The sequence below is a fragment of the Flavobacterium sp. CS20 genome, from assembly GCF_018080005.1.
Classification (GTDB): Bacteria; Bacteroidota; Bacteroidia; order Flavobacteriales; family Flavobacteriaceae; genus Psychroflexus.
This window is the reverse complement of record NZ_CP073015.1, coordinates 2,891,405-2,914,802: the sequence shown is the minus strand read 5'-3', so window position 1 is coordinate 2,914,802 and position 23,398 is coordinate 2,891,405. Positions and strand designations below refer to the sequence as shown.

The 23,398-nt window shown below is 34.0% G+C and carries 19 protein-coding genes, 1 tRNA gene and 3 pseudogenes; 21 read left to right on the top strand and 2 right to left on the bottom strand.

All coding sequences use genetic code 11. From position 1 onward, the window contains the following. Positions 1-214: 214 nt before the first annotated feature. The 6 genes and pseudogenes from IGB25_RS13900 (at position 215) to IGB25_RS13875 (ending at position 6,175) form a co-directional block, all read left to right on the top strand. Positions 215-288 (top strand) — tRNA-Arg (locus IGB25_RS13900). 202 nt (positions 289-490) lie between these two features. After that, positions 491-970, top strand: coding sequence for a DUF6495 family protein (locus IGB25_RS13895; protein WP_211065510.1), 480 nt, complete (start codon positions 491-493; stop codon positions 968-970). A 10-nt stretch (positions 971-980) separates the two neighbouring features. Continuing rightward, positions 981-2,364: pseudogene (gene hisS / locus IGB25_RS13890) on the top strand (histidine--tRNA ligase). A 1-nt stretch (position 2,365) separates the two neighbouring features. Next, on the top strand, positions 2,366-3,328 hold the full coding sequence (locus tag IGB25_RS13885) for a D-alanine--D-alanine ligase (protein WP_211065509.1): 963 nt from the start codon (positions 2,366-2,368) through the stop codon (positions 3,326-3,328). A 39-nt stretch (positions 3,329-3,367) separates the two neighbouring features. Then, on the top strand, positions 3,368-3,820 hold the full coding sequence (gene coaD / locus IGB25_RS13880; protein WP_211065508.1) for a pantetheine-phosphate adenylyltransferase: 453 nt from the start codon (positions 3,368-3,370) through the stop codon (positions 3,818-3,820). A gap of 117 nt (positions 3,821-3,937) precedes the next feature. Beyond that, positions 3,938-6,175, top strand: a complete 2,238-nt coding sequence (locus tag IGB25_RS13875) for a T9SS type B sorting domain-containing protein (protein ID WP_211065507.1) — start codon at positions 3,938-3,940, stop codon at positions 6,173-6,175. A 13-nt stretch (positions 6,176-6,188) separates the two neighbouring features. Here IGB25_RS13875 and IGB25_RS13870 read toward each other — a convergent pair whose 3' ends face one another. Together IGB25_RS13870 and IGB25_RS13865 are read right to left on the bottom strand one after the other, a co-directional pair. Continuing rightward, positions 6,189-6,830, bottom strand: a complete 642-nt coding sequence (locus IGB25_RS13870) for an O-methyltransferase (RefSeq protein WP_211065506.1) — start codon at positions 6,828-6,830, stop codon at positions 6,189-6,191. Beyond that, positions 6,817-7,911 carry an amidohydrolase family protein gene (locus IGB25_RS13865; RefSeq protein WP_211065505.1) on the bottom strand — a complete coding sequence of 365 codons (1,095 nt, stop codon included), beginning with the start codon at positions 7,909-7,911 and terminating at the stop codon, positions 6,817-6,819. Before IGB25_RS13865 ends, IGB25_RS13870 begins: the two co-directional genes overlap by 14 nt. A 226-nt stretch (positions 7,912-8,137) precedes the next feature. Between IGB25_RS13865 and IGB25_RS13860 the strand changes: the two genes are divergently transcribed. The 15 genes and pseudogenes from IGB25_RS13860 (at position 8,138) to IGB25_RS13790 (ending at position 23,395) form a co-directional block, all read left to right on the top strand. Further along, positions 8,138-8,470, top strand: coding sequence for a helix-turn-helix transcriptional regulator (locus IGB25_RS13860; protein ID WP_211065504.1), 333 nt, complete (start codon positions 8,138-8,140; stop codon positions 8,468-8,470). Positions 8,471-8,515: 45 nt separating this feature from the next. Further along, positions 8,516-8,989, top strand: coding sequence for a DUF6428 family protein (locus IGB25_RS13855; protein ID WP_211065503.1), 474 nt, complete (start codon positions 8,516-8,518; stop codon positions 8,987-8,989). Positions 8,990-8,992: 3 nt separating this feature from the next. Then, a complete protein-coding gene (gene arsB, locus IGB25_RS13850) occupies positions 8,993-10,003 on the top strand; it encodes an ACR3 family arsenite efflux transporter (protein WP_211065502.1) in 1,011 nt (336 codons plus the stop codon). A gap of 3 nt (positions 10,004-10,006) precedes the next feature. Beyond that, a complete protein-coding gene (locus IGB25_RS13845) occupies positions 10,007-10,609 on the top strand; it encodes a hypothetical protein (RefSeq protein ID WP_211065501.1) in 603 nt (200 codons plus the stop codon). A gap of 746 nt (positions 10,610-11,355) precedes the next feature. Next, the gene (gene mraZ / locus IGB25_RS13840) at positions 11,356-11,814 is read left to right on the top strand and encodes a division/cell wall cluster transcriptional repressor MraZ (RefSeq protein ID WP_211065500.1); all 459 of its coding nucleotides are present in this window, start codon (positions 11,356-11,358) and stop codon (positions 11,812-11,814) included. Then, a pseudogene (gene rsmH / locus IGB25_RS13835) lies at positions 11,798-12,708 on the top strand (16S rRNA (cytosine(1402)-N(4))-methyltransferase RsmH). The gene mraZ and the pseudogene rsmH overlap by 17 nt, the downstream one beginning before the upstream one ends. A gap of 2 nt (positions 12,709-12,710) precedes the next feature. Then, positions 12,711-13,031, top strand: a complete 321-nt coding sequence (locus tag IGB25_RS13830; protein ID WP_211065499.1) for an FtsL-like putative cell division protein — start codon at positions 12,711-12,713, stop codon at positions 13,029-13,031. Then, positions 13,028-14,989: a penicillin-binding protein gene (locus IGB25_RS13825; RefSeq protein WP_211065498.1), complete on the top strand. Its 1,962-nt coding sequence runs from the start codon at positions 13,028-13,030 to the stop codon at positions 14,987-14,989. The genes IGB25_RS13830 and IGB25_RS13825 overlap by 4 nt, the downstream gene beginning before the upstream one ends. Then, positions 14,986-16,452 carry a UDP-N-acetylmuramoyl-L-alanyl-D-glutamate--2,6-diaminopimelate ligase gene (locus tag IGB25_RS13820; protein WP_211065497.1) on the top strand — a complete coding sequence of 489 codons (1,467 nt, stop codon included), beginning with the start codon at positions 14,986-14,988 and terminating at the stop codon, positions 16,450-16,452. Before IGB25_RS13825 ends, IGB25_RS13820 begins: the two co-directional genes overlap by 4 nt. 2 nt (positions 16,453-16,454) lie before the next feature. Then, entirely contained in the window at positions 16,455-17,669 is a 1,215-nt protein-coding gene (mraY, locus tag IGB25_RS13815; RefSeq protein ID WP_211065496.1) for a phospho-N-acetylmuramoyl-pentapeptide-transferase, read from the top strand. Further along, the gene (gene murD / locus IGB25_RS13810; RefSeq protein WP_211065495.1) at positions 17,669-19,003 is read left to right on the top strand and encodes a UDP-N-acetylmuramoyl-L-alanine--D-glutamate ligase; all 1,335 of its coding nucleotides are present in this window, start codon (positions 17,669-17,671) and stop codon (positions 19,001-19,003) included. The genes mraY and murD overlap by 1 nt, the downstream gene beginning before the upstream one ends. 5 nt (positions 19,004-19,008) lie before the next feature. Then, positions 19,009-20,240 (top strand): annotated as a pseudogene (locus IGB25_RS13805) (FtsW/RodA/SpoVE family cell cycle protein). Next, positions 20,237-21,331: an undecaprenyldiphospho-muramoylpentapeptide beta-N-acetylglucosaminyltransferase gene (gene murG / locus IGB25_RS13800; protein ID WP_211065494.1), complete on the top strand. Its 1,095-nt coding sequence runs from the start codon at positions 20,237-20,239 to the stop codon at positions 21,329-21,331. The pseudogene IGB25_RS13805 and the gene murG overlap by 4 nt, the downstream one beginning before the upstream one ends. Beyond that, on the top strand, positions 21,328-22,683 hold the full coding sequence (gene murC / locus IGB25_RS13795; protein WP_211065493.1) for a UDP-N-acetylmuramate--L-alanine ligase: 1,356 nt from the start codon (positions 21,328-21,330) through the stop codon (positions 22,681-22,683). The genes murG and murC overlap by 4 nt, the downstream gene beginning before the upstream one ends. Further along, positions 22,673-23,395: a cell division protein FtsQ/DivIB gene (locus tag IGB25_RS13790; protein ID WP_211065492.1), complete on the top strand. Its 723-nt coding sequence runs from the start codon at positions 22,673-22,675 to the stop codon at positions 23,393-23,395. The genes murC and IGB25_RS13790 overlap by 11 nt, the downstream gene beginning before the upstream one ends. Positions 23,396-23,398: the final 3 nt, after the last annotated feature.

Below are 23,398 nucleotides of genomic sequence, written 5' to 3'. Positions count from 1 at the left end.
TGTATCTTAACTGAATAGTCCTGCCTTTGCGAAATTGACTCCAAAATAAAAAAACTTAAAAACTTCACATAGTAAGCAATATTTCTTGTAATTTTGCAAAACTTTTTAGCTCTGTAGCTCAACTGTCTCGCACATGTGGAATGGATTTCGGCTACTTAGTAAATAATAAAAGTATATTTTAGCATAATTTTTATGCATTATATTTTGAAATAATGGCCCTGTAGCTTAACTGAATAGAGCTTTGGATTTCGGCTCCAACGGTTGGGGGTTTGAATCCCTCCAGGGTCACTTTATAAACATTAAGCCCTTGATTTTCAAGGGCTTTTTTATTATATACTAAAGAATCTATATTGATAAGTTTAAACTCTTCATTGAATACCTAAAAAGCCAACCTAACAGGTTTTGAAACTTCAAATAATATCTCACTTTTTAAAATCAAAAATATAGAACATAAACAGCTATACAAATCAATTTCTTTACTTTTGCAAACATGAAATACGAAAGATTAACCAAAGAGCAATTTGAAGAATTGCATCAGGAATTTATCAATTTTCTCGCCACACAATCTATTACTGCTGAAGAGTGGGCAGACATTAAAAAAAACAAACCCGAAGTGGCTGAAGAAGAACTCGATATTTTTAGCGATTTGGTTTGGGAAGGTGTGCTCAAAAAAGTAGAATATCTCGAACATATTTCAGCAAAATATATGTTTTTGTTTAGATTTACCGAGGTGCAAATTGATTTGATAAAAATAGAAGTTAAGCATCCAGAAATTGACATCATGACTAAAGAAGGTTACCAATGGCTACAAGATAATTTGCTTGCCGATGAAGTTGAAATTCACGAAGCCACCAAAGCTTTGAGTGATGATAGAAATAAAGATATCTTTGCATTGATTAAACAAGGTGCAAATATCACAAAAGGCGAGTTGTTCAAGTATTTTAACAAGTGGATTAACGCCCAAAACTAAAACCAAATTAATGGCTCAAAAACCCGCTATACCAAAAGGCACAAGAGATTTTAATGCTAGCGAAATCGCCAAGCGTAATTTTATTTTTGATTCGATCAAGCATCAATTTCAGCTGTTTGGTTTTCAACCCATTGAAACCCCAAGTTTTGAAAAATCTTCAACCTTGATGGGAAAATATGGCGACGAAGGCGATCGGTTGATTTTTAAGATTTTAGATTCAGGTGATTATTTGAAAAAAGTTGATAATAAACTTTATGAAACCAAAGACGCAACACAAATTACATCAAAAATCTCGGGCAAAGCCTTACGTTACGACTTAACCGTCCCATTTGCACGCTATGTGGTGCAGACCAACACGAGTTAAATTTTCCGTTTAAACGTTTTCAAATTCAGCCGGTTTGGCGTGCAGATCGACCGCAAAAAGGTCGTTTTAGAGAGTTTTATCAATGCGACGCCGATGTGGTTGGAAGCCATAGTTTATGGCAGGAAGTAGAGTTTATACAACTCTACAATGCTGTTTTTAATCAACTAAAACTAAAAGGTTGCAAAATCAAACTCAACAACAGAAAAATTTTAAGCGGTCTGGCAGAAATCATTGGCGAATCTGATAAACTTGTTGATTTTACAGTGGCTTTAGACAAGCTTGACAAAATCGGTAAGGACAAAGTGATTGAAGAAATGTTGGAGCGAGGTATTGATCAACAAGCCCTTGAAAAACTCAATCCTATTTTTGAATTACAAGGCGATATGCAAACCAAGCTCAACCAAATTAAAACTTTATTGTCATCTTCAGACATCGGTTTAAAAGGTGTAGAAGAATTAGAATTTATCGTCAACCAAACTCGCGATTTAGACTTAAAAGCTTGTCAATTAGATTTTGATGTTACCTTAGCACGCGGTTTGAATTACTATACTGGAGCTATTTTTGAAGTTCAAGCTCCTGAAGGCGTAAAGATGGGTTCCATTGGTGGTGGTGGTCGCTACGATGATTTGACTGGTATTTTCGGTCTTAAAGATTTAAGCGGTGTTGGCATTTCTTTTGGCTTAGATAGGATATTTTTGGTGATGGAAAGTTTAAATTTATTTCCTGAAAACCTTGTCAAAAATAATCGTTTGTTGTTTATCAACTTTGGAGAAAATGAAGCTCGTCATTCCATTAAGTTGATTACAAGACTTAGAAATAATGGTATTGCAGAGAATTGTATCCTGATGCTGATAAACCAAGAAAGCAATTGACTTACGCCAATAAAAACGAATATCAATACGTAGCTTTACTTGGCGAAAATGAAATTCAAAACAAAAATTTGACACTAAAAAATATGAACAGTGGCAAACAAGAACAAATTCAGCAATCGGATTTGGTCAATGTGATGACTGAAAAACTTAATAACTGATATGAAAAAAACCATCGCCATCGCTATGGGTGGCTACACCAGTGAATGTGATGTTTCCATACAAAGTGGAGAAAATGTTTATGAGCATCTAAAAAACGATTATAATGTTTACCAAGCTCATATTTTAAAAGACAATTGGTATGTTTGGCACGACGCCCAAAAATATCCCATTGACAAATCCGATTTTTCTGTTGTAATCGATGGACAAAAAATCACCTTTGATGTCGTGTTTAATACCATTCACGGCACGCCAGGCGAAGATGGTTTGATACAAGGTTATCTTCAAAATTTAAACATCAAACAAACGGTCGCTGAATATTACAATGCGACTTTAACCTATAACAAAAGAGACTGCATCAGTGTTTTAAAAGCCTATGGCATACCAACTGCCGAAAATTATTTTTATAATCAAGGTGATGTTATTGATGCTGATGATATCATCAAAAAAGTAGGTTTGCCTTGTTTTGTCAAAGCCAATCGGGCTGGTAGTAGTTTTGGAATTACTAAAGTTAAAACCAAAGACGAAATCCCACAAGCGATAAATCACGCTTTAAAAGAAGACGACGAAGTGATTATTGAATCCTTTCTCGATGGTCGAGAAGTTTCCGTTGGGGTGATAAATTATCAAGGAGAAGTTAAGGCTTTGCCTGTTACAGAAATTATTTCAGAAAATGAATTCTTTGATTTTGAAGCTAAATATTATGGCAAATCTCAAGAAATCACACCAGCCAATTTAACAGAAAATGAAACCCAATCTGTTCAAAATTTAGCGGTTAAAATTTTTAAAATATTAAAGATGAAAGGTTTGACACGTTCAGAATTTATTTTTCACAATGGTCAACCGCATTTTTTAGAAATCAACGCCTGTCCAGGTTTGACCAAAGCCAGTATTTTACCTCAACAAGCTAAAGCTACTGGCATTTCTTTATCGGCTCTTTTTAGTAATGCTATTGAGATGGCTTAGACGCTTTTATTTTATTATCTTTACCCCAAAAGTTTTGTTATGAAACGTGCGGTTTTTCCTGGTTCTTTTGATCCTTTAACGATAGGGCATTACGATATTATTTGTCGTGGAATGACCTTGTTTGATGAAATTATCTTAGCTATTGGCGTGAATGCCAACAAAAAATATATGTTTAGCTTAGAACAACGCAAGCAGTTTTTGATAGATACTTTTAAAGATGAACCCAAAATAAAAGTCGATACTTATTCAGGACTAACCGTTGATTATTGTATTGAAAATGAAGCTGATTTTATCTTAAGAGGTTTGCGTAATCCCGCTGATTTTGAGTTTGAAAAAGCTATTGCACACACCAACAGAAAATTACAAAAAATAGAAACCGTTTTCTTGCTAACTTCAAGTGGCAAAAGCTATATCTCGTCTTCAATTGTGAGAGATGTCATCAGAAATGGTGGCGATTATACCGTTTTGGTACCAGATAGCGTTAGGGTTTAAACTAAATGGCTTTTTATAAGTCTTAATTCAAAATTATTTGTGTTGAATCTTATACGTTTTAGCTTATTCATTGCTTCTCTTATTTTTACTCTATTTTCTTTTAGTCAAAATATCAGTGTGAGTTCTAACACATTTTCAGATCAACAACTTGTTGAAGACGTGTTGTTTGGCACTAATTGTGTTGATAACATCAATGTGACTAACACGGTTTCTGGCAATTTTTCAAACGGTGAATTGAGTTATGGATATTTTGATGCCAACAACGCTAACTTTCCTTTTGACAACGGCATTGTTTTAACCACTGGTCGGTTAAGCAACGTGCCTGGACCAAATAATTCCCTAAGTGATGATGATGCTGCCAATTGGTCTGGCGATCAAGATTTAGAAAATATTCTCGGTATCAGCAATACCATCAATGCTACAATTTTTGAATTTTCGTTTGTACCACAAGCCAATAGCATCAGTTTTCGATATCTATTTGCTTCCGAAGAATATCGAGAAAACAACTCTTCAACTTGTGATTTTTCTGACGCCTTTGCTTTTTTGATCCGACCTGTTGGTGGACAGTTTCAAAATTTAGCACTTGTGCCTGGCACTAACACTCCTGTTCAAGTGACCACAGTTAGACCTGAAATTCCGGGTGCTTGTGATGCGATTAATGAAGAATTTTTTGGACAGTTTAATGATGTAAATGCTCCGATAAACTTTAATGGACAAACGGCAATTTTAACCGCTGAAAGTGATGTTATAGCTGGTCAAACCTATGAAATCAAATTAGTGATTGCTGACGAAACTAACTTTAGATATGATTCTGCCGTTTTTATAGAAGGAAACAGTTTTAATATTGGCGTAGATTTGGGTCAAGACCAAACCCTTTGCCAAGGCGAAACCTTAAATCTTCAGGTAGAAAATGATGAAGTTACAGCGATTAGGTGGTTTTTTGACGGTCAATTGATTAATGATACCGATGACAATATCACAGTTTCTGAAGCTAATTTTGGTGCAGGTCAATACAGTGTTGAAGCTGATTTAACAAGTGGATGCACGGCTATTGATGAAGTTCAAATCAGTTTTGATCAAATGAGTTTACCACAAGATTTAAGTCTCAATACTTGTGTTGATGCTAATGGATTTGGAGTCTTTAACTTATTTGACGTGAGTAATCAAATAGATAACAGTTTGCAAATTTTAAATTTTTATTTAACCCAAAACGAAGCTGAATTAGGCATCAATCCTATTCAAAATCCTAATACATTTGAAAATACAACGTCTAACCAAAATGTTTTTGTTCGTGTCTTGAACGCTAATAATTGCACTGCTGTAGCAAGTGTTCAGTTGAGTGGAAACAGTCAAGTTTTTGATGAAATTACGTTTACAGTTTGTCCTGTCCAAGAAACCAGTCCGACGTCTTTTACCAATCAAGCCATTCAAAATCAAGTTTTAAGTGTTCTTGGAATTCAAGCTCAAAATATAGAGTTATATTTTTCAGAAAACGATGCCATCAATCAAACCAATTCAATTAACACAGGTTTTATAGAAATAGAAACTGAACTTTTGCCTTTAACAATTTTTGCTCGTGTAGAAGCTGACAATTATTGTTTAGGTCTTGTTCCTGTTGTTCTTCAAAAAATTGATGCTCCTATTTTTAGTAATGTTGAATCTGAATTTTTAATTTGTGAAAATTCTGATGACAATGTAACGCTTGATGCCAGCATAGTGAACACGCAAGGCGAAACATTCTATGAATGGAATCTTGGTGAAACCACAGAAAGTATTCAGGTGAATGAAGCAGGAAGTTTTAGTGTTGAGGTCACAAGTGTTCAAATGATCGATGGTCTTGAAGTGGTTTGCACAAACACTAAAAATTTTAGTGTAAATGCTTCAAGCTTACCTGAAGTGAGTTTTACTCAAACTGGTTTTGCGGGAAATGGACAAGTTATAATCAATGCCCAAGGCAGTGGTGACTATGAATTTGCGTTAAATGATAGTGGTTTTACAGACTCCAATACTTTTGATATTTATCAAATTGAAAACACCATTATTGTCAGAGATAAAAATGGCTGTGGTGAAGTAACATTAAATTTTATTGCACTTCAAATCCCTGATTTCTTTACACCAAATAATGATGGGATTAATGATTTTTGGCAAATCAAAGGCATCAGACAAAGTGAAAACGACGTCAAAAATATTTTTATTTTTGACAGGTATGGCAAATTGCTGGATAATATTTCACCTTTACTGATTGGTTGGGATGGCACGTATAATGGCAAAACAATGCCGTCACAAGATTATTGGTATAAAATTGAAATGAATTCTGGACAAAGTGTTTCAGGGCATTTTACTTTAAAACGTTGAAAGTTTAAGTAAATCAATCTTTTAATCGACTAATGCTTAATCCATCTCTAATCGGTAACAATACCGTTTCTAATTGTGAATGTGTAATGAGTTTTTCATTATAAGCCCGTAAAGCCAGCGTGTCTTCATCGTGGATTTGTGGGTTGACGACTTTGCCGTCCCAGAGCACATTATCTGATAAAATAACGGCTTTAGGATTGAGTTTAGGCATCACCAAATCTAAATACAGACTATAATTTTGTTTATCGGCATCGATGAAAACCAAGTCAAATTTAGCATCAATTTTAGGAATAATGTTTTGAGCATCACCCAGATGGGTTTTGATATTTTGATAGAACGGAGAGTTTTTAAAATGTTTTTGCTGAATGTCAACCAACTCTTCATTAACATCAATAGTGTGTAATACGCCATTTTCAGCTAAGCCTTCAGCAAGACATAAACTTGAATACCCGGTGTATGTGCCTATTTCTAAAATGCAACTCGGGGCGACAATTTTTGAAATTAAACTCAATAATCTGCCTTGATAAGCACCGCTGAGCATTCGTGGTTGAAGCACTTTTTGCCAGGTTTCTTTGGCAAGGGCTTTTAGAAATTTGGGCTCATTTTCGCTGTGCTCAATACTGTAAGCTTCTATGCTTTTGTCAATTATTTTCATGGTGACCAATACGTTTATAAAAATCAGTTTTTAGTTTTTCATCTTCTCCAAACAACCAAGTTACCACATTGTTACTCCAAATTTCGTCGCGTTCTTTAGCTGAAATAATATTTTGCTCAACAGCCAAATCCAAAAGTTTGCCAGGATAGGATGATTGCGGTTGGCTTTCCATTTCACCAAGTGGATAAGGATCATCAAGTCCAGCGATAATTTGTTTGCTTTTTTGATTTTCTAACAGAAGTTTAAATGATTTGGTGTCGTGCACCAAAGTATCAAAGAAAATATTTTTATGACCTACTGATTTTCGCGGGTGAACTTTGCCTTTAAATAAATCAGGACGTCCATCAAAACCCTGAATTCTTCGCCCTAAATTGATTTGTGCGAGTTGTCCGCCATGAGCAAAACAAACCCGCATATTTGGGTATTTGTCAGGATAACCATTAAGGGTTAAAAAGTGATAAGCATCAGCACATTGAGCCAACATCCAAATCAGATGAAAGCGCCAAGCGGTGTTTTCAAGTTTGATAAATTTTTCACCATCATACGGATGAACTTCAACCGCAAGATTATATTTGCTGGCAAGCTCAAAAATAGGTTCGTTTTCTTCGTCAAAAATACAACGCCAAGTGCCGATAGAATCCATGTAATGAGTTGGTAAGCAAAGAATACGCATATCGAGTTCTTCTACGCGACGTTCAATTTCCCACAAAGCACTTTTGACGAAACCCGGATGTACCACAAAACCACAAGTAAATTTTGTGGGGTTTTCTTTTTGAACTTTTGCATTAAAATCGTTTTGAAATCGCAAAGCTTTTTTCATTTCTTCCACACGTAGTCCGTTACCGTAAAGTTGAGATAGATTCAGCACCACCGCATGGTCAATATTATAACGCTCCATCCATTCTAACTTATCATCAAGAAAAAAACTCAGATCGGTTACGGGGCGTTTCCAGTTTTTTTGAAGCATAAATTTACGTTCATCGTCCACCCAAAAAATGCCTTTTTCTTTCATAAACTTAGGAATCTGTTCGGGATAAGGTAATAAGTGAGAATGACCGTTTATACGTAGTTTTCGTTTCATATGTCGTAAAAATACATCAATTAGTTGGGTTAAAATTAAAGAAATTGTAAAATATAAGAGAATATTTATACAGTTCAAAACTTACATTTTGAAAATAAAATAATTATTACTTTTTTAGTATTGAATATTAATCGTAATATTGCAATGTAGTAATAGTAGTGAACAGTGAGCAGTGAGCTGTGGTTAGTAAGAGTTTAATATAGGCTAAGTGCTAAAAAATCAAAACATGGGTTTAACCAAAACAGAAAATTTTACAGCGGAACAAAACCAAATTGCATCTATAGCTAAGGCATTAGCCCATCCGGCTCGAATAGCAATTTTACAAGAAATATTTAAAGCACAATCTTGTATTTGCGGAGATTTGGTCAGTCAAATTAATTTAGCACAACCGACCATTTCTCAACATCTTAAAGAACTTAAAAATGCTGGATTAATCAAAGGTAATATTGAAGGCACGAGCGTTTGCTATTGTATTGATGATGAACAATGGACACAATTAAAAAACACACTCAATGCGTTTTTAGACCGCAATATTTCCGTCAATGACGACTGTTGTTAAATCAATACCGACGTATATTATTAAATCAAATTAAAACATAAAATTATGACACTCTCTGAAATTAAAAATCATTTAAAGCAAATTGAAAATCTCAAATTTATTTTACCCAATGGTACAGAAGTGCCTTCGCACTTTCATGTGACAGAAGTTGGTAAAGTTACCAAACATTTTATTGATTGTGGTGGCACAGAGCGTTTTCAGGATATCATCAATTTTCAACTCTGGACAGCCGATGATATAAATCACAGACTTCAAGCTGAAAAATTAAATAAAATTATCGAACTTTCTGAAAAACAACTCAAACTCAATGAGGATTTAACAATAGAAGTGGAATACCAAGGTCAAACCATTGAAACTTATGGTTTGGATTTTGACGATTCAGTTTTTAAACTCATACCATTACAAACCGATTGTTTGGCTAAAGACAAATGTGGAGTTTCAGCGTCAAAACCTAAAGTTAAATTAAGTGAATTGCAAGCTTCACAAGCCTGTTGTTCGCCTGAAAGCGGTTGCTGTTAAGCTATGGGAAAATTTGAAAAATACCTGAGCGTTTGGGTTGCTTTGGCTATCTTAGTTGGCATTGGTATAGGACGACTGTTTGGCGATTCTATTCAATTTTTAAGCGATTTAGAAGTTGCAAAAGTCAATATTCCAGTTGCCATTTTGGTGTGGATGATGATTTATCCGATGATGGTGCAAATTGATTTTTCATCCTTAAAAAACGTTACTAAAAATAACAAAGCTGTAGGTTTAACTTTAGTCATAAATTGGTTAGTCAAACCTTTTACCATGGCATTTTTTGCGTGGCTGTTTTTAGATCAAATTTTTAGTGCCTATTTATCGCCAGAAGATGCAGAGCAGTATATCGCTGGAGCTATCATCCTAGGTCTTGCACCTTGTACGGCTATGGTTTTTGTGTGGTCGTATTTAACCAAAGGCGATGCTAATTATACACTCGTTCAAGTGTCTTTAAACGACATTATTTTATTGGTGCTTTTCATTCCAATTGTCAAATTTTTGCTTGGGGTAACTAATATTCAGATTCCTTATGATACTTTGATTTATTCAGTTGTTATTTTTGTCGTTATTCCACTCACAGCAGGTTATGTTTCAAACAAATATTTAATAAAAAGATACAGTATAGATTGGTTTAAAAATGTGTTTTTACATCGTCTGAAACCTGTCTCTATGATTGCCCTCATCACGACTTTGGTCTTGTTGTTTGCCTTTCAAGGCGATAAAATTTTAAACAAACCTTTTGATATTTTATTAATTGCCATACCATTGACCATTCAAACTTATTTTATCTTTTTTGTCACTTGGTTTATCGGTCGTTATTTAAAACTAAAACACAGTGTTTGCTCGCCATCGGCTATGATTGGTGCGAGCAACTTTTTTGAACTGGCTGTTGCGGTAGCCATTTCGCTATTTGGTCTTAATTCTGGTGCATCTTTAGCGACAGTAGTTGGTGTATTGATTGAAGTGCCAGTGATGTTATCGCTTGTGGCTATTGCTAACAAATGGAAATATTAAAACATGAATAATTCAATTCAATCGCTTCTACAACAATTTGAAAAGGAAGACCATCAAATTGACCTTGAAAGAAAACATCAAATTAAAGCCATTGCTGAAACTTTAAAACAGCAGCATTCATCAAAGCCTTTTCAACTCATTTTTGTTTGCACACATAATTCACGTCGGAGTATATTTGGTCAAGTTTGGGCAACAGTCCTTGCCGATTATTATGATATTGCTTTAGAGTCTTATTCTGGTGGCACAGAAGTTTCAGCGGTTAATGATAACGCGATAAGTTGTCTAAGATATTTAGGCTTTGACGCTCAAAAATCCCAAAACACAAGCAATTCAATAGTTGAAGTGAATTACGGAAATTCTAATGTTATCAAGTGCTTTTCAAAATTATATAACGATGCTCAAAATCCGAGTGATAACTTTTATGCCATTATGCTTTGTGAGCAAGCCTCGGAAAATTGCCCATTTATTCCAAATGCCTTAGAGCGTTTCAATTTGACCTATCCCGATCCAAAACAATTTGATGGCACAACTCAGCAGGATGAAAAATACAGGGAAGTGGCTTTGACAATTGGGCTTGAGTTGAGTTTTCTGATCAGGCAGTTATAATATTTTGCTTTCTGATTTATATAAATTAACGTGAGTTCGATATAAATTGCAATAAAATATATTCATATAAAATACAGATATTTAATCATTTGTCATGTTGACAGAGCGAAACATGAACGACGAGACATCTCAGTAGAATGAGATTTCTCCTCATTCTTCGTTCGAAATAACAAAATTTGCTTACAAAAAGATATAACCATCTGATTTATAGCTTTCAATAAATCGAACTTACGTTAAATTAAATTAGGGTTTATAAGAAAGTTAGAATTTAAAGTCAGAATTTAAAGTTATAGATATCGGATTTGTTATAAATAGAATGGCTCCAATCCAACTATTTAAAACCGTTGAAACGCTTAGGATTGTGCATTGGCTATGGTTTGCAAATATTCGATTGTGAATGGATTTATCCATTTTCTATGATTTCAATTTCTTCACTGTAAGTTCTAAGTTTTACTGCGATACGGTCTCGCAGTACTGAAATTGTGAAGTGTATTTTATCATATGCAAAGTTATTATGCAATATATATTTCCTCGCATTAAAACAACAAATTTATTGACTTATCTTACTGAAATTTAGTGGTTTATATAAGAATAAGGATATCCTAAATTAAGACTTAAAAACTCTGCATTTACTGTTTCTTCCAAATAGCTATAAGTGCTACTTTCAAAAAACTTATCAACAATGTGGTAAAAAGTGGTAAATTGTGGTAATTTTTTTGATATATTTGACCTAATTATTGAGGTCAATGACAAACTACATCGGAACATATGAGTGCAAAATAGATGCAAAAGGAAGGCTATTAGTGCCTTCTGCCCTAAAAAAGCAAATGCATTCCCACTTAGAAGATGGCTTTGTTTTAAAGCGTTCTGTGTTTCAAAAATGTCTCGAACTCTACCCAATGCAGGAGTGGAATGTGTTAATGCAAAAGATTAATGGTCTCAATAGATTTAAAAAGAAAAACAACGATTTTATCAGAAAGTTTACTGCTGGTGTCAAAGTTGTTGAAGTCGATACCAATGGTAGATTACTGGTTCCAAAAGATTTAAAAACCTTCGCTGATATCAATAAAAACTTAGTGCTGTCTTCAGCCATCAATATTATAGAAATATGGGATAAAGACCTCTACGAATCTTCAATTGAAGATGTCGATGATTTTGCAGATTTAGCCGAAGACGTAATGGGAAACAATGATGACACAGAATGACTATCACATACCCGTTTTGCGCAATGAAAGCGTTAAAGGTCTCAACATCAAACCCGACGGCGTTTATGTTGATGCCACATTTGGTGGTGGTGGACATTCTTATGAAATTTTAAATCAACTAAATTCTAAAGGAAAATTAATTGGTTTTGACCAAGACGAAGCGGCATTACAAAACAAAATTGATGATGATAGATTCCTTTTAATTCCAGAAAATTTTAGATATCTCAAACGCTTTTTAAAATTTCACGGTTTTGAATCTGTCGATGGAGTTTTAGCCGATTTTGGTGTGTCTTCTCATCAATTCAATACTGCCGAACGTGGCTTTTCAATACGATTTGACGCTGATTTAGATATGCGGATGAATCAGAGCCAAGACCTGACAGCCAAAAAGATTGTTAATGAATATTCTGAAGACAAATTGATTTCAATTATACGACAATATGCAGAGTTGAGAATGGCTCCAAAGTTGACTGCTTTGCAATAATTTCAGCAAGACAACAACAGCCTATTGAAACAACATTTCAGCTAAATACAATTTTAGAGCCATTATTACCACAAACCAAAATCAATAAATTTTTAGCTCAAATTTACCAAGCTTTACGCATAGAAGTCAATCAAGAAATTGAAGCACTTAAAGAATTTTTATTGCAAACAACTGATGTTGTAAAAACAGGTGGCAGACTTAGCTTGATTTCATATCACTCTTTAGAAGATAGGCTTGTGAAACATTTTATCAGAAGTGGAAATTTTGAAGATGACATTCAAAAAGATTTTTATGGGAACATCAAAAAACCCTTTAAAAAAGTTGGCAATCTCATTGTGCCAAGTGAAGAAGAAATAAGACAGAACAAACGCTCTAGAAGTGCAAAATTAAGGATTGCAGAAAAAATTTAATTATGAGCAAAGGTGCAATTGATATCATAAAAGGCAAGTTTTTAATTCAAGACGGTGCGTTTAAAAATTGGAGCTTTATCTTGTTTTGTGCCGTGCTAGCACTTGTTATGATTGCCAGCTCTCACAGTGCAGATCGAAAAGTCTATAAGATTGCTGAACTCAAAACCAAAATGAAAGCTCTTAGAAGCGAGTTTGTCGATACCAAAAAAGATGTGATGCAACTCAAAATGGAGTCAAACGTTACCAAAATTATGACCAAAAGAGGTATTAAACTTTCTGAAGAACCACCTTTCGAAATCATTGTAAAATCAAAATCAGAATGATAGCACAAAAAAACATTCTTAAACGATTTTATGTCATCCTGGTAATGCTGGTTTTATTTACTGGCATAATCGTTTATAAAATTATTCAAATTCAAATCATTGACGGCGAGCATTATAAATCTATCGCCAATCAAAGTGTATACAAAAGCTTTATCATCGAGCCTAATCGCGGTAATCTTTACGATACCAATTTGAATTTATTGGCAACCTCTGTCCCGGTTTACGAGATTAGATTTGATGCCGTTACAGTGTCTGAAAAAGACTTTGATAAAAATCTCATATCACTTTCAAAAGCGCTTTCAGATTTTTCAGATTTACCTGTTTCTTACTACAAAAACAAACTTCTCAATGCCAGAAAACAAAAAAATCGTTATCTGCTCATAGCCAACAATCTGGACTACAGTGAATATCAACAATTTAAAACTTTTCCACTTTTCAAATTAGGTCCATACAAAGGTGGTTTTATTGCCGAGCAAAGTATTGAAAGAGTGCATCCTATGGGCAAAGTTGGTCGACGAACTGTTGGCTATAACAACGTTGGTCTTGAAGGGGCTTTTGATGAATACCTTAAAGGCAGAAAAGGAAGACAGTTCAAACAAAAAATATCTAAAGGTCAATGGAAACCGCTTAATGATGGAAATAGTATTGAGCCTGAAGATGGTTTAGATGTGGTTTCTACCATTGATGTCAACATTCAAGATATTGTGCATCATGCTTTATTGAGACAACTCGAAAAATTCAAAGCCGACCACGGTAGCGTGATTGTTATGGAAACCAAAACAAGTGAAATCAAAGCGATTTCTAATTTAGGTCGAACCAAAAACAACACTTATTTTGAAAAAAGAAATTATGCTGTGTGGGAAAGCCATGAACCTGGGTCAACTTTTAAATTAATGAGCCTTGCTGTAGCTCTAGAAGATAAGGTAGTCGATACTTCTACCGTAGTTGATACTAAAAATGGAGTTATTAAATTTTATAATCGAACTATAAAAGATTCAAGAAGAGGTGGCTATGGAAAAATCTCTGTGGGTGATGCTTTAAAAGTCTCATCTAACACAGCATTTTCTCAAATTATAAATGATAATTATAAAAATAATCCTGAAAGGTTTGTCGATCGATTGATCAATATGGGATTGAATAAAAAAATTGGTCTTGAAATTAAAGGCGAAGGTCAACCATCTATTCCACATCCTGATGATAAAAACTGGTATGGCACTACTCTGCCCTGGATGTCTTTTGGTTATGGCGTGTCTATGACGCCTTTACAAATCTTAAGTTTTTACAATGCTATTGCAAATGATGGCATAAGAATAAAACCCAGATTCATTAAAAAAGTGATGAACAAGGGTGAGAATATAAAAAATTATGACAAACCTATCATACAAAACAGTGTTTGCTCAAAAGAAACAGCAAAAATACTTCAAGATTTACTAAAGCAAACGGTGGAAAAAGGAACAGCTAAAAACATTTATAACCAAAACTTTTCTATGGCAGGAAAAACCGGCACTTGCCAAACTGAATATTGGATTGAAAATGGCAGATATATCGCCTCCTTTGCGGGTTATTTTCCAGCTGATAATCCTAAATATTCTTGTATTGTAACAGTTCATAAGCCTGATACAAAAATCGGGTTTTACGGTAGCCAAGTTGTCGCTCCTGTTTTTGCAGAAATTGCCGAAAAAATTTATACCAAAACACCGATAAAAGATGAAATCACAGCAGATAGCATCCAGTTGCTTCAAGATGAATTGATGGTTCATAAAACCATTGCCAAAGCAGAAGAACACATCAATACTATGCCAAATCTAAAAGGAATGCCACTAATGGATGCCATAGCGGTGATAGAAAATCTAGGATTGAATGTTCAATTTGTCGGTGAAGGAAAAGTGTTAAGACAGTCTATTGCCAAAGGGCAAAAAATAAAAAAGAATCAAAACGTAAAACTCATATTAGGTTGAATACATTAAAAGACATATTGTATAAAGTCAGTTTAGAAGCCGTTGAAGGTTCTACTAATCAATCTTTTATCAACTTACATTTTGATTCTAGAAAGGTGGGCTTAAACGATATTTTTGTCGCCATCAAAGGTACGCATTCAGATGGACACCACTATATCAAAAATGCCGTTGACCAAGGAGCTATCGCTGTGGTTTGCGAAGAATTTCCAGAGCTTAAAATCAATGGTGTTACTTATATAAAAGTGAAAGATTCCCGTGAAGCTTTAGCCTATATGGCTTCTAACTTTTTTGATAATCCATCTTCAAAACTCAAGCTGATTGGCGTAACAGGAACCAATGGTAAAACTACAGTTTCTACTTTACTCTATCAATTGTTTCTAAAATTAGGTTATTCTGTAGGTTTGATATCAACCGTTAGAATTCTTATTAATGACGAAGAATTTCCAACCCGATTGACTACACCAGATTCTATTACCATAAACCAATACATCCACCAAATGTATGAAGCTGGTATAGAATATGTTTTTATGGAAGTAAGTTCGCACGGTATTGAACAGAAACGCAGTCTAAGTTTAGATTTTGATCTTGCTATTTTCACTAACTTGTCTCACGATCATCTCGATTATCACAAAACATTTGAAGCTTATAGAGATGTAAAAAAACGCCTGTTTGACCAACTCAAAAAATCGGCTTTTGCCATTACTAATAGTGATGACAAAAATGGAGAATTTATGATACAGAATTGTAAAGCAAAAACCTACACATATGCCTTAAAATCCTACGCTGATTATAAAGCCAAAATTATTGAAAATAGTTTTAGTGGTTTACATCTTAAAATCAATGATCAAGATGTATGGACAAAAGTCATTGGCGAATTTAATGCCTATAATCTACTTGCTGTTTATGCTGTCGCCAATCTGTTTAAATTAGATGAGTTAGAAAGTCTAAAATTTTTAAGTCAACTACAACCTGTTGAAGGTCGTTTTGAACATTTCAAAAGTCAATCTGAAGATATTTCAGCCATTGTAGATTATGCCCACACACCTGATGCACTAAAGAATGTTTTAGAAACCATTAATAGCATACGAACCAAAAACGAAACTCTAATTACCGTAGTAGGTTGCGGTGGCAATAGAGACAAAACCAAACGCCCAAAAATGGGTCAAATTGCTGCAAAATACAGTGACCAAGTCATATTTACAAGTGATAATCCGAGAGACGAAGATCCCGACGAAATCATCAATGATATTGAAAAAGGAGTTGAACCTCAACATCAACAAAAAATATTGAGCATCACCAACAGAAAAGAAGCCATAAAAACCGCTTGCAAAATAGCCAAACCCAATGACATTATTCTCATTGCTGGAAAAGGACACGAAACCTATCAGGAAATAAAAGGAAAGCGAAAAGATTTTGATGATATGGAAATTGTGAAATATTATTTAAACCGCTTTAAAAAATAACTATGCTATATCATTTACTAAAATATCTCGATAGTTTATATGATTTTTCTGGAGCAGGTTTATATCAATATTTATCGTTTAGAGTCGCTATAGCCACCATTTTATCGCTTTTGATTTCATTGATTTTTGGTAAACGCATCATTAATTTTTTACAAAAACAACAAGTTGGAGAAAGCATCAGAGACTTAGGTCTTGACGGTCAAACTCAAAAAGCGGGAACACCAACTATGGGTGGTTTGATTATCATTTTTTCAACCTTGATTCCTGTTTTGCTATTTACAGATTTAAGTAATATTTATATTATTCTATTAATTATCACCACCTTATGGATGGGCAGTATTGGTTTTTTAGACGATTACATCAAGGTATTTAAAAAAGACAAAAAAGGCTTAAAAGGTAAATTCAAAGTATTCGGTCAAGTGGGACTCGGCATCATTGTAGGTTTAACCATGTATTTTCACAATGATATTACGGTGAGAAATAACATTCAACTCAATCCTGAGACCAATCAAATCATAGAAATTGCAGATGAAGAAAAATCAACCACCACGACTATTCCTTTTTTAAAAAATAATGAACTTGATTATTCTAAAATCATCACTTGGATCAGTGAAGATTTAGCACCTTACGCTTGGTTAATTTTTATACCTATTGTCATTTTTATAGTTACCGCAGTATCAAATGGTGCCAACCTTACCGATGGCATCGATGGACTTGCTGCAGGCTCTTCAGCTATTATAGTTTTGACTCTTGGCATTTTTGCTTGGGTTTCAGGCAACGTTATTTTCTCTGATTATTTAAACGTAATGAACATCCCTAGATCTGGCGAAATGACCATTTTTATCGCGACTTTCACAGGTGCATTAATTGGATTTTTATGGTATAATACATTTCCCGCTCAAGTATTTATGGGCGATACGGGAAGTTTAACGATTGGCGGAATTATTGCTGTAATCGCCATAGCCACAAGAAAAGAACTTTTATTACCCATACTATGTGGAATTTTTCTGGTCGAAAATTTTTCTGTCGTAATGCAAGTGGGTTGGTTTAAATATACCAAGAAAAAATTAGGAGAAGGCAAACGCATTTTTCTGATGTCGCCTTTACACCATCATTTTCAAAAGAAAGGATTTCACGAAAGTAAAATTGTGGTGAGATTTTGGATTATAGGCATTCTTTTAGCTGTCATATCAATCATAACCCTAAAAGTGAGATAATGCAAAACATAGCAATTTTAGGAAGTGGAAAAAGTGGTCTTGGTCTTGCTATTTTGGCATCGAAAAAACAATACAACGTATTTTTAAGTGATTCACAAAAGATTTCTGCATCTAATATTGAAACCTTAAAAAATCTCAATATTGAGTTTGAAGAACACCAACACAGTTTAAACAGACTTGCTGATGCCGATTTAATAGTAAAAAGTCCAGGTATTCCCGATGACGCTCAAATTGTAAAACAGCTCAAAGAAAAACAAATTCCTATAATTTCAGAAATTGAATTTGCTTTCCAGCATACCAAAGCCAATATCATTGGTATCACGGGTTCAAACGGCAAAACAACAGTTGCCTATATGTTGTATCATTTATTAGAAGATGAACTTAAAGAAGTGGATTTGGCTGGAAATATTGGGTTGAGCTTTGCTAAATCCGTCGCTGAAAAAGAGGCTAAACATTATGTTTTAGAAATCAGTAGTTTTCAGTTAGATGGTATAGAAAATTTTAGACCGCATATTGCCATTATAACATCAATAACGCCTGATCACTTAGACCGTTACCAAAATAACTTTGATTCATATACAGCTTCAAAATTTAGAATAGCCAAAAATCAACAACCCGATGATTTTTTAATCTACAATGCCGATGAAAATCACCTCTGCAATTGGCTTAAAAATCACCCTGTAAACGCAACCTGTATTCCTATTTCAACTGAAAAAGAATTGAAATATGGAACCTATCTCAAAGACAACGAAATTATTATAAACCTCAATAAAAAAATACATATTATGCCAATAACCGCTCTACAAGTCGAAGGAAAACAGAATACTAAAAATGCAATGGTAGCTTCTACCGTTGCTCATTTACTCAAAATCAGGAAGGAAACCATCAGAGAAAAATTAGAAACTTTTCAAGGTGTAGAACATCGTTTGGAACACGTTTTAAAAATCAATAATGTCAACTATATCAATGATTCTAAAGCGACAAATATTAACGCCACATTTTATGCTTTGGACTCCGCAACTTCAGACGTAATTTGGATTGTTGGTGGTGTTGACAAAGGCAATGTTTATGAAGATTTATTGCCTTTGGTCAATGAAAAAGTCAAAGCCATCATCTGTCTTGGCGTTGACAACCAAAAAATTATTAAAGCTTTCAAATCTTGTGTAGATGAAATTTACGAAACGCAATCTATGCAAGAATGTGTCAAAATAGCCTATCATCTTGCCAAAGCTGATGATACGGTTTTGCTGTCGCCAGCTTGTGCCAGTTTTGATTTATTTGACAATTATGAAGATCGTGGAAGACAATTTAAAGAAGCCGTGCAAAACCTATAAATCCAATGAAAAATTCTTTAGTCCATTTTTTTAATAACAATTTGAGTGGTGATAAAGCCATTTGGGCTATAGTGGCTTTGTTGGCTGTGTTTTCATTTATTCCTGTATATAGTGCAAGTAGCAATTTAGCTTACCTTAATGGTGGTAATGGCAACACCATAAGTTATCTTATCAAACATTTTGTGCATTTGTTTATGGGGTTTGTTATCATATTTGCGGTGCATAAAATTCCTTATAAATATTTCAGGGGAATTTCTATTTTACTACTTCCGTTTACTATTGTTTTATTGATTTTTACCCTGTTTCAAGGCACAACCATCAATGGTGCTTACGCCAGCCGTTGGATAACTATTCCTGTGTTTAATATGAGTTTTCAAACATCAAACTTTCTTGCTGTTGTGCTGATGGTTTATGTAGCGAGATATTTATCAAAAATAGCCAACAAACAGGTAACTTTTAAAGAAACCATTTGGCCACTTTGGGTGCCCGTTTTAACAGTTGTTGGTTTGATATTTCCAGCCAACTTTTCAACGGCGGCTATCATATTTTGTATGGTTATGCTTCTGGCGTATTTAGGCGGTTATCCTATAAAGTATTGTGGTTATATTCTTGGTAGCACTCTAATTATTGTTAGTTTATTTATTTTAACATCAATGGCTTTTCCTGGTTTACTTCCAAACCGTGTTGATACGTGGACAAGTAGAATAGAAAGTTTTGTTTCTGACGATGAACAACAAGAACAATATCAAGTTGAAAAAGCTAAAATTGCTATTGCAACAGGCGGTTTAACAGGAAAAGGCGTTGGCAAAAGTGTACAGAGAAATTTTTTACCACAGTCGTCTTCAGATTTTATTTATGCTATTATCATTGAAGAAACTGGCTTAATCGGTGGTTTTTTTGTGCTTCTGCTCTACCTGTTTATTTTGTTAAGAATCGCCATTATTTTCACGAAAAGAGATTCCGTTTACGCCAAACTTCTCATTGCAGAGTGGGTTTACCCATTATATTTCAAGCCTTTATCAATATTGGAGTTGCGGTGAATTTATTTCCTGTAACTGGACAAACTTTGCCTCTAATCAGTAGCGGTGGTTCTTCAATTTGGATGACTTGTGTAGGCATCGGAATTATTTTAAGTGTAAGTTCAAAATCAAACGAAGATTACAGTGAAAAAGAATTAAAATATAAAGAAAACGAAGAACAAGAAAACCCATTAGATGTATTGAGTCAAACTTTATGAAACCTTGGAAAATAATCATATCAGGCGGTGGAACTGGCGGTCATATTTACCCAGCAATTGCGATTGCTCAAGAAATAAAAAACAGACAGCCCAATGCTGATATTTTGTTTGTTGGTGCTAAAGACCGTATGGAAATGCAAAAAGTACCAAAAGCAGGTTTTAAAATTATTGGCTTGTGGATTAGCGGAATTCAAAGAAAATTGACATTATCAAATTTACTGTTTCCTATTAAGCTGTTGTTTAGCTTGATAAAAGCAAGACAAATTATCAAAAAACATCAACCTGACATTGTTATTGGCACAGGTGGTTTTGCAAGTGCACCGTTGTTAAAAATGGCGAATATGATGAATTATCCAACTTTGATTCAGGAACAAAATTCTTATGCAGGCGTAACTAATAAATGGGTCGCCAAACAAGCTAATGCCATTTGTGTGGCTTATGACAATATGGATCGTTACTTCCCAAAAGACAAAATCACTTGGACAGGCAATCCTGTTAGACAAGACTTAATTGACAATAAACTCTCAAAAGAAGAAGCACTTTCTGAATTTAATTTAAACCCTGACAAGCAAACCTTATTGGTGATTGGTGGTAGTTTGGGTGCGTCAATTCCTAACAAAACCATCGCAAAGCATTTAGAGCTAATCGAGCAACTCAACTGCAATTTATTGTGGCAATGTGGAGCTTTTTATTTTGAAGACTATAAAAATTTAGCAAACGAGAACATTAAAATATTAAAATACATAGAATATATGCAAGCCGCTTATGCCGCATCAGACATCATTATTTCTCGTGCTGGTGCTGGCTCAGTAAGCGAATTGAGTTTAGTGGGTAAACCCGTCATTTTTATTCCATCGCCTAATGTTGCAGAAAATCATCAATTTAAAAATGCACAATCTGTCGCCAAACATCAAGCCGCTATTTGTTTAGAAGAAACAGAATTAGATCAAATATTTGAGAAAACCTTAAAAGATTTAATTCAAAACCAAGCACAAAGAGAGCGTTTATCAAAAAACATAAAAACCTTAGCTAAGCCCAATGCAACGAAAGATATCGTTGATATTGTAGAAAACATTATCAATAACAAATGAAATTAAATTTAGCACATATCAATCAAGTTTACTTTATCGGCATTGGCGGTATTGGTATGAGTGCCTTGGCTTTTCATTTTATAAAACTAAGAAAAACAGTTTTGGGATATGACAAAACACCAAACGAGATGTGTCATAAGTTGGTAAAACTTGGTGCAAAAATTGAATACGATGAAAGCCTAAAGTTGGCAAAAAATCTAAAGAAATCCGACACACTTGTTATTTACACACCAGCTATTAAAGAAAATCATCCTGTTTTTCAATTCTTTAAAACCAATAATTTTAATATTTTTAAAAGAGCTCAGGTGTTGGGTGATTTAAGTTCTAACAAAACTTGCATTGCAGTTGCTGGCACACATGGCAAAACCACGATTACAAGTATGTTGGCATTTTTACTTAAAGAAAATAACCAACCCGTTACAGCATTTCTCGGTGGAATAGCACAAAACTATAATTCAAATTACATTCATAATGGTGATGACGTTTACGTGATTGAAGCTGATGAATTTGATCGGTCTTTTTTAAACTTAAAACCAGATTATGCATTAATTAGCAACATAGATGCAGATCATTTAGACATCTACAATACCAAAGAAGAACTAGAAGAAAGTTTTAAAGATTTTGCAAATCAATTGAAAGATAAAGCTCAATTATATCATCAAAATCAATTGGATTTTAATGGAAAAACGATTAGCGTAAATGAAAATTCTGACTTTTATGCTGAAAATATCAGTATCAAAAACGGTGCTTATCATTTTGATTGGGTAAGTCCAAATCTGCATCTGAAAAATTTACAACTTAATATGCCAGGTTACCACAACTTGTTTAATGCCATAAGTGCATTAGCTTTGTCGGTAGCTTATATGCCAGAAAAAGCCGAAAGTTTTGCAAAATCTTTAGCCAATTTCAACGGTGTAAAAAGAAGATTTAATTATATCGTCAAACGGTCAGACTTAACCATAATTGATGATTACGCACATCATCCATCCGAAATAAAAGCGGTTTATCAAGCTGTAAAACAAATGCATCCAAATCAAAAAGTGATGGCGATTTTTCAACCGCATTTATTTTCAAGAACACAAGATTTTGCTGATGATTTTGCTCAAGAACTCAGTCGCTTTGACGATGTGAAACTCTTGGAAATTTATCCTGCAAGAGAAGAACCGATAGAAGGCATAAATTCAAAATATTTATTGTCTAAAATAAAACTGTCAGACAAAGCAATGATTCAAAAAAATGATATATTATATGCTATCAGAACCAGTAAATGTTCAGTCATAGTTTTTATGGGTGCTGGCGATATTGGCATTGAAGCTCAACGCATTAAAAATTATTATAGCGATGAAAAATAATTGGATTTACATAAAAATCAGCTTGATGCTCATCTTGATGGTATTCTTGGTCAGCTTTACAAATCATCGGCACAGTAGCATGAATATCAAAGCTATAAATATTACATACCAACAGGAAAATCAACTGTTTGTAGATAAAAAAACGGTTAATAAATTGTTAATACAAAATAAAAAACACGTTGAGAAATTAAGCTTAGAACACTTAGATTTGAATATTGTAGAAACCCAACTTGAAGCACACCCAATGATAGAAAATGCGGAAGTTTTTTTGAATATTGATGGCACACTATATACTGAAATTACCCAGCGTAAACCCATTGCTCGAGTGATTAGTAGTGAACAATATTATATTGATTCAAACGGAAAAAAAATGCCATTATCTCCAAATTATTCTGCAAGAGTTCCTATAATTTGGGGTATAAAAGATCAACAGATCAGTGATGTTTTTAAGCTTTTAAAATATATTCAACACGACTTGTTTTTAAAACAAAACGTCACTGAAATAAGAACCTATCCCAATGCACAATTTGGATTGAATTTTAGACAGCAAAATTTTAAAATATTTATTGGTAAAATAGATAACCTCAACAAAAAGTTTATGAATTTTAAAGCGTTTTATGTCAAAGCTAAAAAAGATAAACTTTTAGACAAATACAAAAGAATCGACTTGCAATACGGCAACCAAGTTGTTTGCGAAAAAATTGAATCTTAAACT

Bases quoted from the DNA above. Each gene is read 5' to 3' on its own strand.
- IGB25_RS13855 (WP_211065503.1), top strand. From the start codon at position 8,516: ATGACACTCTCTGAAATTAAAAATCATTTAAAGCAAATTGAAAATCTC.
- IGB25_RS13825 (WP_211065498.1), top strand. From the start codon at position 13,028: ATGATAGCACAAAAAAACATTCTTAAACGATTTTATGTCATCCTGGTA.
- coaD (WP_211065508.1), top strand. From the start codon at position 3,368: ATGAAACGTGCGGTTTTTCCTGGTTCTTTTGATCCTTTAACGATAGGG.
- murD (WP_211065495.1), top strand. From the start codon at position 17,669: ATGCAAAACATAGCAATTTTAGGAAGTGGAAAAAGTGGTCTTGGTCTT.
- mraZ (WP_211065500.1), top strand. From the start codon at position 11,356: ATGACAAACTACATCGGAACATATGAGTGCAAAATAGATGCAAAAGGA.
- mraY (WP_211065496.1), top strand. From the start codon at position 16,455: ATGCTATATCATTTACTAAAATATCTCGATAGTTTATATGATTTTTCT.
- IGB25_RS13865 (WP_211065505.1), bottom strand. From the start codon at position 7,911: ATGAAACGAAAACTACGTATAAACGGTCATTCTCACTTATTACCTTAT.
- IGB25_RS13885 (WP_211065509.1), top strand. From the start codon at position 2,366: ATGAAAAAAACCATCGCCATCGCTATGGGTGGCTACACCAGTGAATGT.
- arsB (WP_211065502.1), top strand. From the start codon at position 8,993: ATGGGAAAATTTGAAAAATACCTGAGCGTTTGGGTTGCTTTGGCTATC.
- IGB25_RS13870 (WP_211065506.1), bottom strand. From the start codon at position 6,830: ATGAAAATAATTGACAAAAGCATAGAAGCTTACAGTATTGAGCACAGC.
- IGB25_RS13790 (WP_211065492.1), top strand. From the start codon at position 22,673: ATGAAAAATAATTGGATTTACATAAAAATCAGCTTGATGCTCATCTTG.
- IGB25_RS13830 (WP_211065499.1), top strand. From the start codon at position 12,711: ATGAGCAAAGGTGCAATTGATATCATAAAAGGCAAGTTTTTAATTCAA.
- IGB25_RS13895 (WP_211065510.1), top strand. From the start codon at position 491: ATGAAATACGAAAGATTAACCAAAGAGCAATTTGAAGAATTGCATCAG.
- IGB25_RS13860 (WP_211065504.1), top strand. From the start codon at position 8,138: ATGGGTTTAACCAAAACAGAAAATTTTACAGCGGAACAAAACCAAATT.
- murC (WP_211065493.1), top strand. From the start codon at position 21,328: ATGAAATTAAATTTAGCACATATCAATCAAGTTTACTTTATCGGCATT.
- murG (WP_211065494.1), top strand. From the start codon at position 20,237: ATGAAACCTTGGAAAATAATCATATCAGGCGGTGGAACTGGCGGTCAT.
- IGB25_RS13845 (WP_211065501.1), top strand. From the start codon at position 10,007: ATGAATAATTCAATTCAATCGCTTCTACAACAATTTGAAAAGGAAGAC.